The sequence below is a fragment of the Bacillus sp. GW823-FHT06A11 genome (assembly GCF_058795355.1).
The window spans coordinates 939,490-953,821 of sequence record NZ_JBXAHS010000002.1 but is presented as its reverse complement, the minus strand read 5'-3'; the positions used below and the strand labels follow the sequence as shown (position 1 = coordinate 953,821).

At 37.9% G+C, this 14,332-nt stretch carries 12 protein-coding genes; all 12 read right to left on the bottom strand.

The genetic code is table 11. The features are described from left to right. Window positions 1-86: 86 nt before the first annotated feature. The 12 genes from pnp to AC1Q8L_RS13470 all read right to left on the bottom strand — a co-directional run bounded on the left by pnp (window position 87) and on the right by AC1Q8L_RS13470 (window position 14,327). Entirely contained in the window at window positions 87-2,225 is a 2,139-nt protein-coding gene (gene pnp, locus AC1Q8L_RS13525) for a polyribonucleotide nucleotidyltransferase (RefSeq protein ID WP_000076745.1), read from the bottom strand. A gap of 160 nt (window positions 2,226-2,385) precedes the next feature. After that, window positions 2,386-2,655 (bottom strand): 30S ribosomal protein S15, encoded by a 270-nt coding sequence (rpsO, locus tag AC1Q8L_RS13520; RefSeq protein ID WP_001229392.1) that lies wholly within the window; start codon window positions 2,653-2,655, stop codon window positions 2,386-2,388. Between the two features lie 100 nt (window positions 2,656-2,755). Beyond that, a complete protein-coding gene (gene ribF / locus AC1Q8L_RS13515; RefSeq protein ID WP_000766705.1) occupies window positions 2,756-3,727 on the bottom strand; it encodes a bifunctional riboflavin kinase/FAD synthetase in 972 nt (323 codons plus the stop codon). A 43-nt stretch (window positions 3,728-3,770) separates the two neighbouring features. Then, window positions 3,771-4,694 carry a tRNA pseudouridine(55) synthase TruB gene (truB, locus tag AC1Q8L_RS13510; RefSeq protein ID WP_000399362.1) on the bottom strand — a complete coding sequence of 308 codons (924 nt, stop codon included), beginning with the start codon at window positions 4,692-4,694 and terminating at the stop codon, window positions 3,771-3,773. Between the two features lie 86 nt (window positions 4,695-4,780). Next, window positions 4,781-5,137, bottom strand: a complete 357-nt coding sequence (gene rbfA / locus AC1Q8L_RS13505; protein WP_000776437.1) for a 30S ribosome-binding factor RbfA — start codon at window positions 5,135-5,137, stop codon at window positions 4,781-4,783. Window positions 5,138-5,152: 15 nt separating this feature from the next. Continuing rightward, window positions 5,153-5,434 (bottom strand): DUF503 domain-containing protein, encoded by a 282-nt coding sequence (locus tag AC1Q8L_RS13500; protein WP_000634350.1) that lies wholly within the window; start codon window positions 5,432-5,434, stop codon window positions 5,153-5,155. Next, window positions 5,431-7,497 carry a translation initiation factor IF-2 gene (gene infB, locus AC1Q8L_RS13495; RefSeq protein ID WP_000036347.1) on the bottom strand — a complete coding sequence of 689 codons (2,067 nt, stop codon included), beginning with the start codon at window positions 7,495-7,497 and terminating at the stop codon, window positions 5,431-5,433. The genes AC1Q8L_RS13500 and infB overlap by 4 nt, the downstream gene beginning before the upstream one ends. A gap of 4 nt (window positions 7,498-7,501) precedes the next feature. Next, window positions 7,502-7,813 (bottom strand): YlxQ family RNA-binding protein, encoded by a 312-nt coding sequence (locus tag AC1Q8L_RS13490; protein WP_001286522.1) that lies wholly within the window; start codon window positions 7,811-7,813, stop codon window positions 7,502-7,504. Next, entirely contained in the window at window positions 7,814-8,086 is a 273-nt protein-coding gene (rnpM, locus tag AC1Q8L_RS13485) for an RNase P modulator RnpM (protein ID WP_000071125.1), read from the bottom strand. It lies immediately after the preceding gene. A gap of 11 nt (window positions 8,087-8,097) precedes the next feature. Next, entirely contained in the window at window positions 8,098-9,204 is a 1,107-nt protein-coding gene (gene nusA / locus AC1Q8L_RS13480; RefSeq protein ID WP_000102598.1) for a transcription termination factor NusA, read from the bottom strand. Between the two features lie 17 nt (window positions 9,205-9,221). Further along, window positions 9,222-9,692 (bottom strand): ribosome maturation factor RimP, encoded by a 471-nt coding sequence (gene rimP / locus AC1Q8L_RS13475; protein ID WP_000359095.1) that lies wholly within the window; start codon window positions 9,690-9,692, stop codon window positions 9,222-9,224. A gap of 333 nt (window positions 9,693-10,025) precedes the next feature. Further along, complete coding sequence (locus AC1Q8L_RS13470; protein WP_000059994.1) at window positions 10,026-14,327, bottom strand: PolC-type DNA polymerase III; 4,302 nt, start codon at window positions 14,325-14,327, stop codon at window positions 10,026-10,028. Window positions 14,328-14,332: the final 5 nt, after the last annotated feature.

The following is a 14,332-nucleotide window of genomic DNA, read 5'->3' as shown; positions in this document are numbered from 1 at the left end:
ATGAAAACTATACCTATACCGACATAAAAATATATGAACATCATGTTTTTTACATAACAAAAAAAGCCAGTTTAACTGGCTTTTACTTATTGCTGCTCTTGTTTGTTTTCTTCTTTAGCAGCTTCTTTTTCTTGCTCTTCTTTTAGCAATACTTTTCTAGATAGATTTACGCGACCTTGCTTGTCAATCTCGATAACTTTAACTGTAATTACATCACCGATTTTCACAACGTCTTCTACTTTACCTACACGCTCAAGTGCAAGTTCAGAAATATGAACTAATCCATCTTTACCGCTGAATAATTCAACGAAAGCACCAAATTTCTCAACACGTTTCACTTTTCCTTCGTAGATCTCACCTACTTGTACTTCGCGAACGATATCTTCGATAATCTTCTTAGCTTTGTCGTTCATTTCTTGATTTATTGATGAAATGAATACTGTACCATCTTGCTCGATGTCAATTTTAACGCCAGTTTCTTCAATAATTTTATTGATTTGTTTACCGCTTGGTCCAATAACGTCACGGATTTTATCTGGGTTAATTGTCATTGTAATAATCTTTGGAGCGTAAGCTGATAATTCAGTACGTGGCTCTGCAATAACAGATAACATATGATTTAGAATGTGCACACGACCAATTTTCGCTTGTTGTAATGCCTCTTCTAAAATCTCACGTGATAAACCATCGATTTTAATGTCCATTTGTAGCGCAGTTACACCTTGTGCTGTACCTGCTACTTTAAAGTCCATATCACCTAAATGATCTTCCATACCTTGAATATCAGATAAAATTGTGTAATGCTCACCAGATTTAACCAGACCCATTGCAATACCTGCAACTGGAGCTTTAAGTGGAACACCCGCATCCATCATTGCTAAAGTACTACCACAAATACTTGCTTGTGAAGTAGAACCATTTGATTCTAATACTTCAGATACAAGGCGTACTGTGTATGGGAAATCTTTTTCAGATGGAATTACAGGCTCAAGTGCGCGCTCTCCTAGTGCACCGTGACCAATTTCACGACGACCTGGTCCACGCATCGGTCTTGTTTCACCAACACTAAATGATGGGAAATTGTAATGGTGCATAAAGCGTTTTGATTCTTCTACACCAAGACCATCTAAAATTTGCACATCGCCTAATGCACCTAATGTACAAATACTTAATGCTTGTGTTTGTCCACGTGTGAATAAACCAGAACCGTGTGTACGAGATAAAATACCAACCTCTGATGCTAAAGGACGGATTTCGTCACCTTTACGGCCATCTGGGCGAATTTTTTCAACTGTAATAAGACGACGTACTTCTTCTTTTACAATTTTATATAAAATCTCATTTACTTGTCCTAATGTATCAGCGTCAGCTTCCTCAGCTTCGTAATGCTCAATTACACGCTTTTTCACTTCGTTAATTGCATCTTCACGTGCATGTTTCTCATGTACTTGAATTGCAGAATGCATATCCTTCTCAGCCATTTCACGTACAGCTTGATTAAGATCAGCGTCAACTTCATAAAGTTTCACTTCTGATTTCTCTTTACCTACAGCTTGTACAATCTCTTCTTGGAATGCAATTAAACGTTTAATTTCGTCATGACCAAACATAATTGCTTCTAACATTGTTTCTTCAGGTACTTGATCTGCTCCTGCTTCAACCATGTTAATCGCATCTTTCGTACCAGCTACAACTAAGTGGATATCACTTTGTTCTTGCTGTTCTACTGTTGGATTAATAACGAATTCGCCATTAATACGACCAACTGTCGCACCAGCGATTGGACCTTCAAATGGAATATCTGAAATCGATAACGCTAATGAAGAACCAAGCATAGCTGCCATTTCAGAAGAACAATCTTGATCAACACTCATTACAATGCTGACAACTTGTACTTCGTTACGGAAACCATCTGCGAATAGTGGACGAATTGGACGGTCGATTAAACGACTTGCCAAAATTGCTTTTTCACTTGGACGACCTTCACGCTTAATAAAACCGCCAGGAATTTTTCCGACTGCATATAAACGCTCTTCATAGTTTACTGTAAGTGGGAAAAAATCTACATTTTTAGCTTCTTTTGATGCAGTTGCTGTAGATAGAACCGCTGTATCGCCATATCTTACTAATACTGCTCCGTTCGCTTGTTTGGCAAGCTGACCAGTTTCAACTGTTAGCTGGCGACCAGCTAAATCTATCGAGAAGACTTGCTTTTCTTGACTCATTTAAGTACCCCTCTCAATTTAAAGTATTCAATTCTTCTATGTAAATGGATAGTATATCACAATATTCTACCTCTAGTATTGCCTAAAATTAAGTAAGCTATAAAGCGTAGAAGATATATTTTTACCTAACAAAAAAGCGGGAATATTCCCGCTTCTTTGACTATCGACGTAAGCCAAGCTTTGTGATTAATTCACGGTAACGTGTGATATCGCTATTACGAAGGTAAGTTAGTAAATTACGACGTTTACCAACCATCTTTAATAGACCACGACGTGAATGATGATCTTTCTTGTGAGTACGTAAGTGCTCGTTTAGAGTGTTAATTTGCTCCGTTAGGACAGCAATTTGAACCTCTGGAGAACCAGTATCAGTCTCATGAGTTCTAAATTGTGCAATGATTTCATTTTTACGCTCTTGTGTTAAAGCCATCCTATTTCACCTCCTATTAATTAAACCCCCAATTACCTAGCAAGCGTCGGTGAGTCGCAATGCCAAGCAATGGTTGTCATAAAGTACATAACATAGAATACTACTTTTCATTTGAAAAAGCAAGTATATTCTTTTCGCTCGCAAAATATTCTTGTGCTGTTTTCTTATCTTTTGCGATTTGTTCAACTAACTCATCAATGCCATTGAATTTCTTCTCTTCTCTTATACGCATATGCCACTCTACTGTAACATTTTGATCGTATATATCTTTGTTAAATTCAAATAAGTGCACTTCAATTGATAATTGGCGCCCATCTTCTTTAAAAGTCGGTTTATATCCAATATTACATACACCATCGTACCATTCATCGTGAACTTTTAATCTCACTGCATAAACACCTACAGGTGGCAATAAATACTCATCACTTAAACCTACATTAGCTGTTGGAAAACCAATTTGACGCCCACGTTTGTCGCCGTGTATAACTGTTCCCGTTACAGTATAGGCTCTACCTAAAATAGATGGAATTTGTTCCATTTCGCCATTTCGAATTAACTTTCGTAATGCTGTAGAACTTACTTTCTCTTCTTGAAATTCAACTTTTTCAATCACAGTCTGTGTAAACTCCCCTCTTGCATGAAATGGTAAAGTCTCCATCTTTCCTTTTCCTAAACGTCCATATGAATAATCAAACCCTGCTACTACATGCTTTACATTTAAACCAATAATATAATCATCTACAAATTGTTGTGGTAATAACCCTGCAAATGATTCATCAAATTTAATCACATATAATATATCGATTCCTAAGCTTTCGACTATTTTTTCTTTATCACGCATTGGTGTAATATACTCCACATGCGCATCCTTTTTCCCTAAAACAACAGATGGATGAGGATGAAATGTCATAACTGCACTTTTATATCCTCGGTCGTCCGCTATTTTTTTCGCAGTTCGAATTACACATTGATGTCCTAAATGAATGCCATCAAAAAATCCTAATGCCATTACAGTAGGTGGTAATTCTAATTTATTTTGTTCATGTGGATGAGTTAAATGAATAAGTTTCACGCTTGAATTCACCTTTTTCTGTAATAATCCTTCCAATAATTCATTATAGCTTTAGTTCTTGATTATTCACAAGTACTTTCATCGGCTTTAACATGCCAGGATGTTTCGGATGATGTTCATAAATTGCTAAGCAACGATCATTTTTATCAAACACTGTAATAAATGGTGCTGTTATTTCTAATTCATTCTTTAAGAACATACCATTCTTGATTTTCTCTGCTTGCTTTTCATCTACAACCATTTTTGGAAACTTACTTAATGCTTCATCAATTGAAATGAAGATAGACTCTACTGTTCCATTTTGCACGTTTTCTTCAATTTCTTCAAATGATATGCAATCTTCTAATAAAAATTCACCAGATGCCGTTCTTACAAGGTGAGACATATGTGATGGGAAACCAAGTTTCTCCCCGATCATTACCGCTAACGTTCTTACATATGTTCCTTTACTACACGTTACACGGAAACGGAATGAAATATTTTCTCCTTCAAAAACTTCACGGTCATCAAGTAATACGAATTCATGAATCGTAATTGTACGAACTGGACGTTCTACCTCTTGTCCTGCTCTTGCATATTCATATAATTTTTTCCCGTTTACTTTTACAGCTGAGAACATTGGTGGCATTTGTTCAATCGTGCCTGTTAATTCCGCTAGTACCTCTTCTACTTCTTTACGTGTAATAACACGGTTTACATCTTGTTTCTCCACAACTTCACCAGAAGCATCTTCTGTTGTTGTTGAAAACCCTAATGTTACTTCACCTTCATATGTTTTCGTTTCACTTGTTAAAAATTGTGCAATCTTCGTTGCTCTCCCCACACAAAGTGGCAATACTCCCGTTACATCTGGGTCTAATGTTCCCGTATGACCAATTCTCTTTTCTCGCAATATCTTTCTTAATTTAAATACACAATCATGTGATGTCATGCCTTTTGGCTTATGTAATAATACTACACCTTCCATATATGTTCACCTCATCATAATTCTTTCGTAGTAAATATCCAAAACTTATTTTGCATTGAAAAAATGGATAGACAAATGTCTATCCATTATTCTTCACGTTTACCGTCTTTATTAATTTCATGTAAAAGTGTATCAATTCGATGACCATATCCGATAGACTCATCAAACTCAAAGGTAATTTCCGGTGTTTTACGAAGACGAATACGTTGGCCAATTTCTGAACGAATAAAGCCTTTTGCCTTCGCTAAACCTTTTAACGTATTTTCTTTCTGTTCTTCGTCACCTAAAACAGAAATATATACTTTGGCAATTTGCAAATCACCACTCACTTGTACATCTGTTACTGTAACAAATCCGATACGTGGGTCTTTAATTTTACGACTAATGATGTCGCCTAATTCTTTTTTCATTTGCTCGCCTACACGGTTTGCACGTAATTTCATAACTCTTCACCTCATTCAATACCATTCCAATTGTGTTATCGTACGTTCAATTTCAGGAAATGAATCGATGTACTCCAGTACACGATTCATTTCTTTTTCACAGATAACACGATTTGAGGATACGGAAACAACCGCAATTTCTGTACGTTGCCATACATCTTGATGCCCAACTTCAGAAACAGCTACATTATAGCGCTGTTTCACACGAGTTAGCACTCGTTGCAAAATTGCCCGTTTCTCTTTTAAAGAATGCACATCGTAAATCATACACTCGAATGAGAGTGAAGCGACAATCATCGCTTCACTTCTTCCATAACGTATGCTTCAATGATGTCCCCTTCTTTAAGGTCATTATATCTTTCAATTGTAATACCACACTCATAGTTTTGTGCAACTTCTTTTACGTCGTCTTTGAAACGTTTTAACGTATCAAGTTGTCCTTCGAAAATTACGATACCATCGCGGATAATACGAACGCCACTATCGCGTGTAATTTTACCGTCAATTACGTAACAACCTGCGATTGTTCCAACTTTTGTTACCTTGAATGTTTGACGAACTTCCGCTTGACCGATTACTTTTTCTTCGAATTCTGGATCCAGCATACCTTGCATTGCTAATTCAATTTCTTCGATTACTTTGTAGATAATGCGGTGTAAGCGAACATCAACGTTCTCTAATTCAGCTGTACGCTTCGCGTTCACATCCGGACGTACGTTAAATCCAATTACAATTGCATTAGATGCAGAAGCTAAAATGATATCAGATTCTGTAATCGCACCTACACCAGTGTGAATGATTTTAACTTTTACGCCTTCAACATCAATTTTACGAAGTGACGCTGCCATCGCTTCAACAGAACCTTGTACGTCTGCTTTTACGATTAAGTTGATTTCTTTTACATCGCTCTCTTGGATTTGTTGGAATAAATCTTCAAGGCTTAATTTAGATTTCTCACCACGTTGTGCAACTAACGCTTCTTGTGCACGTGATTCACCGATTTGACGAGCTTTCTTCTCATCAGCGAATGCCATGAAACGATCTCCAGCTTGTGGTACTTCATTTAAACCTGTAATTTCAACAGGAGTTGATGGACCAGCAACTTTTACACGACGACCAATATCACTTACCATTGCACGAACACGCCCGAATGAAGTTCCAACAACGATTGGATCTCCAACTCGAAGTGTACCGTTTTGAACTAATAATGTCGCGATAGTTCCTTTACCTTTATCAAGCTGTGCTTCAATTACAGTACCCGTTGCATAACGATTTGGGTTTGCTTTATATTCTTCTACTTCACTTACAAGAAGAATCATCTCTAGCAAGTTGTCAATTCCCTCGCCTTGGATTGCAGAAATTGGTACGAAAATTGTATCTCCGCCCCAAGCTTCTGGAACTAATTCATATTCTGTTAATTCTTGCATTACACGATCAGGATTCGCCGCTGGTTTATCCATTTTATTCACAGCAACAATAATTGGTACTCCAGCTGCTTTTGCATGGCTAATCGCTTCAACTGTTTGAGGCATAACACCGTCATCAGCTGCAACAACAAGGATTGTAATATCAGTTACTTGCGCACCACGAGCACGCATCGTTGTAAATGCCGCGTGACCAGGCGTATCTAAGAATGTAATTTTCTTATCATTTACTTCAACTTGGTATGCACCAATATGCTGAGTAATTCCACCCGCTTCGCCAGCAGTTACTTTTGAATTACGAATTGAGTCAAGTAATGTTGTTTTACCATGGTCAACGTGCCCCATAATCGTAACAACAGCTGGACGCTCTTTTAAGTTTTCTTCATCATCTTGCTCATCAATGAATGTTTCAAACTCAGTTTCACTTACAACTACTTCTTCTTCTACTTCAATACCGTAATCAGTAGCAATTAACTCAATTGTATCTTTATCCAAGTCTTGGTTAATTGTTGCCATAATTCCAAGCATGAAGAGCTTTTTAATAATTTCAGATGGCTCTTTACTTAACTTTTTAGCAAGTTCACCTACTGTAAGGCTTCCAGAGAAAGTAATTTTATCTGGTGTTTCTACTATTTGCGTTTGTTGTCTTCCAGCAAAGTTATCTTGACGTTTGTCTTCATTTCCTTTGCCTTTTTTCTTTTTCTTATTGCTGTTCTTTTTACTGCGAACAACTTTCTCTTCTACTTCAAACTCATCTGCAACAGAAGGTTTTTCCGCTCCAGTGTTATATTCATTATCTAATTTATTTACTACTTCATCTTCTAACATTGTCATATGATTCGAAACCTCGATATTCATCTCTTTAAGTTTTGTCATAAGATCTTTACTTGAGATATTATTTTTTTTTGCATATTCATGTACTCGAATTTTACTCATACCTTCACCCCCGGTAATTTGTATCGAGCATGCTACGTAGCTTTTTCGCAAAGCCTTCATCTAACACAGCTACAACGACTCGCTCGTCTCTCCCAATCGCATGCCCTAATTGTTGTCGATTTTCGACTTTTTTCATTGGTACGTTGTAGTACGTCGTTTTATCAGTGATACGTTTAGTAGTGTTCGCTGACGCATCTTCAGAAAGCAATACGAGCTTTGCTTTACCACTTCGTACTTCTTTTAAAACGAGTTCTTCACCCGAAATGATTTTTCGAGCGCGATTTGCTAGTCCTAAAAACGATTTCCAATCGGACACTTATTTCGACTCCTTCTCAACAAGCTCAAGAAGCTCTTCGTACAGAGAACTGTCGATTTTCGCTTTTAGATGATGTTCCAAAATGTTTTTCTTTTGGGCTTGCATAATGCATTCTTTATCTTTTGACAAATATGCACCTCGTCCTGATTTTTTTCCAGATAAATCAATAGACACTTCGCCCTCTTTGGAACGAACAATGCGAACGAGCTCTCGTTTTGATTTCATCTCTTGCGTCGCGATACATTTTCGTAACGGAACTTTTCGATTGCTCATACTCATCACCTCTATTCGATTTCGTCTTCAACTGAATCGAATCCGAATGCGATTACGCTATCTTCTTCTGTTACAATTCCAAGTTGTTTCGCATCAGACTCACTTTTAATATCAATTTTCCAGCCTGTTAATTTAGCTGCAAGACGCGCATTTTGTCCACGCTTACCGATAGCTAATGATAGCTGGTGGTCTGGAACAACAACAGTTGTTGCTTTTTCATCTTCATCTACAAGTACTTTAACAACTTGTGATGGGCTTAAAGCATTTGCAACATATTCAACTGGATCATTTGACCAGCGAACGATGTCAATCTTTTCACCTTTTAGTTCATCTACAACACGTTGTACACGTTGTCCTTTCGGTCCTACGCAAGAACCAACTGGATCAACATCAATGTTTTCTGCATGCACAGAGATTTTAGAACGATCTCCTGCTTCGCGCGCTACAGAGCGAATTTCTACAGTTCCATCATAAATTTCTGGAACTTCCATTTCGAATAAACGTTTTAAAAGACCAGGATGTGTACGTGATACGTAAATTTGTGGTCCTTTTGTTGTCTTTTCTACTTTTGTAATAAATACGCGAATACGATCATGTGGCTTATATTGCTCATTTGGCATTTGCTCACTTACAGGTAATAAAGCTTCTACTTTACCTAAGCTTACGTAGATGAAACGAGCATCTTGGCGTTGTACAATACCAACCATAATGTCTTCTTCACGATCACTAAATTCTGAGTAAATAACACCACGTTCTGCTTCACGAACTCGTTGTGTTACAACTTGTTTTGCAGTTTGCGCTGCAATACGACCAAAATCTTTTGGCGTTACTTCAATTTCTAGTACGTCGCCATCTTGGTAGTTTGGATTAATTTGTCTTGCCTCTTCTACAGAGATTTCAAGACGTGGATCAAACACATTATCAACAACGTCCTTACGTGCTAAAACTTGAATTGTTCCCACTTCTGGGTTAAAGCTCACACGAACGTTTTGTGCTTGGTTAAAATTGCGTTTATAAGCAGAGATTAACGCTGCTTCAATCGCATCAATAATAATATCTTTACTAATACCTTTTTCTGACTCTAATACGAGCAAAGCATCTAACAACTCAGTGCTCATGAAGATCCCCCTTCTTACTAAAACGTAACAGCAAGTCGCGCATTTGCAACTTTATCCATTGGAATTTGGATTTCTTTTTTACGTGTTTTAATTGTTAATAGTAGTGTAATTGTAGTACCGTCGTAGGAAAGTAACTTTCCTTCAAACATCTTTTCGCCATCAATCGGCTCATATGTTTTAATTGCCACTTGTTTTCCTACCGCTTGCTGGAAGTCTTTCTCTTTCTTTAATGGGCGTTCTGCTCCAGGAGATGATACATCCAAAAAGTAAAGGTGAGGAATTGGATCCTCTTTATCTAAAGCTTCGCTTAAACGTTCACTTACCGCACCGCATTCTTCAATGTCGACTCCCTTTTCAGAATCGATGAATACGCGTAAGAACCAGTCTTGTCCTTCTTTCACATACTCTACATCTACAAGTTCAAGATTTAACTCTTCAACGATTGGCTGCGCAAATGCTTCTACAACTTCTGTGACTTTCTTATCCATAAACAGCCTCCTTCCTGCCGCCATGTACCATTTACAAGAAAAGATCCCGTTCATAAAGACGGTCTATCTTATTCTTTCTCGTTAGCTAACAAAAGCCCCTGCCGTTAAGCAGGGAATATCTGTCTTAGTATTACCAAATTTAAGAAGTAAAACTTGTAACAAAATATGTATATACGACAGAAATGTCTTTACTATCTACATGAATAAAATGTAGATAGTAACACGAAAGAGTGGGTTTCCCCACTCTCTTTTTCACAAAATATACATGACATGGTTATCTCGGTTTATAGTATACCATAGCAAATATTGATTTGCAAAGACTTTTCCTACCTATTAGAACAGTGATAATTGGTTTTGATCCGGCAAATCTCCTAAACAACCTTGGCTATCTAAATACTCAATAATTGTTTTCGAAACCTTACTTCGTTGCTGTAAGTCTTCTTTTGATAAGAAGTCTCCATTTTTGCGCGCTTCCACAATACTTAAGGCTGCGTTCGTACCAAGACCAGGCACTGCATTAAACGGAGGGATTAATGAGTCTCCATCAATAATAAATTCCGTTGCATGCGAACGGTATAAATCAACCTTTTGGAATGAGTATCCACGCTCGCACATTTCAAGCGTCATTTCTAGTACCGTTAATAAACTTTTCTCTTTCGGCGCTGCATCCAATCCTTTTTGAGCTATTTCATCAATTTTCACACGTATGGATGCTGAACCTTTCGCCATCGCCTCTACATCAAAATCATCTGCACGGACTGTAAAATATGCCGCATAGAATAAAAGTGCAAAATGTACTTTAAAGTATGCGATACGCACAGCCATAAGTACGTAAGCAGCCGCATGGGCTTTAGGGAACATATATTTAATCTTCTTACATGAATCAATATACCAACCTGGTACATTATTACCTTTCATGTCATCTTCCCATTCTTCCGGTACACCTTTACCTTTACGAACCGACTCCATGATTTTGAAGGCTAATGATGGATCTAAACCTTGATAGATTAAATATACCATGATGTCATCACGACAACCGATAACTTCACTCAGCGTACATGTACCGTTATAAATTAACTCATTTGCATTACCCAGCCATACGTCAGTACCATGTGACAGCCCAGAAATTTGGACCAATTCTGAGAATGTCGTTGGTTTTGTCTCTTCTAACATCTGTCTTACGAATTTCGTACCGAATTCTGGGATACCAAGTGTACCTGTTTTACAGTTAATTTGTTCTTCCGTTACCCCTAACGTTTCTGGACCAGAGAAAATTTTCATTACCTCTGGATCATCCGTCGGGATTGTTTTCGGATCAATACCACTTAAATCTTGTAACATACGAATAACGGTCGGATCATCGTGTCCTAGTATATCAAGTTTCAATAAATTATCATGAATCGAGTGGAAGTCAAAATGCGTTGTTCTCCACTCAGCACCAATTGAATCAGCAGGAAACTGTATTGGGGAGAAATCAAAGATATCCATGTAATCTGGCACAACGATAATACCACCTGGATGCTGTCCAGTTGTACGTTTTACCCCTGTACATCCCGCTACTAAGCGGTCAATCTCTGCATTCCGAATTGTTAAATTGTGATCATTTGCATAACCTTTTACATATCCATAAGCTGTTTTTTCCGCAACTGTACCAATCGTTCCAGCACGGTATACATAATCTTCACCGAACAGTACTTTCGTATAGTTATGGGCACGTGGTTGGTATTCCCCGGAGAAGTTCAAATCGATATCGGGTACCTTATCTCCTTTGAATCCAAGGAACGTTTCGAATGGGATATCATGTCCATCTTTTACATATGCCACATTACATGTCGGACAATCTTTATCTGGTAAGTCGAAACCAGAGCCTACCGAACCATCATTAAAGAATTCAGATTGCTTGCATTTTGGACAGACATAGTGTGGTGGTAATGGGTTTACTTCTGTAATTTCCATCATCGTTGCAACGAACGATGAACCTACTGAACCACGCGAACCTACTAGATATCCGTCGACTAACGATTTTTTCACAAGCTTATGTGAGATTAAATAAATAACGGCAAATCCATGTCCAATAATACTTTTCAATTCTTTTTCTAAGCGAGCCTCTACAATTTCTGGTAGTTCTTCACCATATATACTGCGTGCCATTTTATAACTCATATCACGTGTTTCATCATCGGCACCCTCAATTTTCGGTGTATATAGATCATCTTTTACCGGACGAACATCACCAATTAATGACGCAACTTTTTGTGTATTCGTTACAACAACTTCTTTCGCTTTGTCCTCACCTAAAAATGAAAAACACTCTAGCATTTCATCAGTTGTACGGAAATGTACTGGCGGTAATGAATGTCGATTTAACGGATTTGCCCCGCCCTGTGAACTAACTAAAATTTTACGATACATTGCATCTTCTGGATCTAAGTAATGCACGTTCCCTGTAGCGACAACTGGTTTATCTAACGTCTCACCTAGTTTTACTAAGTTAGAGATAATTGTTTTTAATTGTCCTTCATCTCGAACGAGTTCACGCTCTACTAAATGACGCAACACCTCTGGAGGCATTACTTCAATGTAATCATAGAACTGTGCAATTTCTTCTACCTCTTCAGGAGCTTTTTGCATCATTGCCTCAAATACTTCACCTTTATCACAAGCCGTTCCTACTAAAATTCCTTCACGGTATTTTTTTAATAGTGACCTCGGTACTCGTGGTACACGGTAAAAGTAATTAAGGTGAGAATATGAAACAAGTTTATATAAATTTTTCAACCCAACATCTGATGTGGCAAGTAACGTCATATGACTTGGACGGCCACGCTTATACGCATCCCCTTGTCCCATGCTATCATTTAATTGATCGTGATATTCAAATCCCTTTTCAATTACATCTTTCAACATTTTCACAAGTAAATATCCCGTCGCTTCTGTATCATAAATCGCACGGTGATGTTGCGTTAATTCAATATCAAGTTTTTTGCACATCGTATTTAATCGATGATTTTTCATTTCTGGGAATAAGAATCGTGCAAGTTCTAACGTATCAATAACGGGGTTATTCGTTTTTTCTAACCCAGCCTTTTTAAAACCTACGTTAATAAAGCCCATATCAAAGCTTGCATTATGGGCAACAAGTGTATGGTCCCCCATCCATTTCTCAAACTTTTTAAACACTTCGTCCACTTCTGGTGCATCAGTTAACATATCATCTGTAATACCTGTTAATTCAATAATCGTCGCTGATAATGGTTGATGTGGATTTGCGAAAGATTCAAAGCGATCAATGATTTCGCCACCCTTTACTTTTACGGCAGCCAACTCAATGACTGTGTCGTATACAGCTGATAAACCTGTCGTCTCAACGTCGAAAACAACATACGTTTCCTCTGCAAGTAAACGATGCGCCTCGTTATACGCTATCGGTACACCATCATTAACTAAATTCGCTTCTACACCGTATATAACTTTAACTCCAGCTTTTTTCCCCGCAGAATATGCCTCCGGGAACGACTGAGCCACAGCATGGTCTGTAACCGCAATAGCTTCATGTCCCCATTTACCAGCTTGGGCAACAAGCCTAGAAACAGGAGTAACAGCATCCATTTGGCTCATCGGAGTGTGAAGATGAAGTTCTACACGCTTTTCGCCTTCTGGCGCTTTATCTTTACGAGACGGCCCTGTTATTTCATTAATATCATTTGCAATCATTACTAAATCTCGAACGAATGTATCGTTTTGAACAGAACCACGCGCTTTCACCCACATTCCTTTTTTCAAGGATTGCAGCATTGGAATATCTTCTTTGTCACGCGAGAACATTTTGATCATAATAGAATCCGTATAATCCGTTATTTTTAAAGTTAATAACGTACGCCCACTACGAAGCTCTTTTGTTTCTACATGGAAGACATATCCTTGAACCGTTTTTCTTCTTTCTTCATCTTGAATTTCTCGCATCGGTGTAATCTCTTCATCCGGCTTAATAAGATACCCGAGTGTAATCGGTCCTTCATGCACAACGCTGCTTTCTTCAGCTTGCTTCTTCGCCATTTCTTCCATAGCTTGTATAACACGCTCGCGGTCTTCTTGCTGCGTTTGCTCACGAAACTTTTGCATTTCTTCTGCATTTTGCTGTATATGTGTGTCTAACTGGAAACGCGGGAATCCAAAAGCTTCGTATTGATCCCCCACTGGTTTCGCAACGTTTTTCTTTAAAGCAGTAGACTCCAGCTCATTATTTACATTTATTAACAACTTCACTCCATTCACCTGCGGAAGTTGCTTCTTTAAGTACGCGAACATGGGTGAAAATGTAATTCGTTCCGTACAAAGTGGCCAATACGCCCTTACTTCTTCTTCTGTAAATTGTTTATTCTCTGTTTCTAATGCAAATGTTGTTCTTGCAATATGAGAAAATGATTGCTTAAGCTTTGTTTCTAGCAATTCATATAATTCTATAGGCAAAATACGTGGCACTTGTAAATCAAAATGCCAACTTTTATTCGCTTTATCAATAACGAGCCTTTCAATACCACCGCCTTGTAAATATTGATTTATAAGGTCGTCTGGTATTTGCAACTGCTGGAGCAAAATTTGAAATCGCTCTTGTTGTTCATTTGTTAAAGACATAAGCA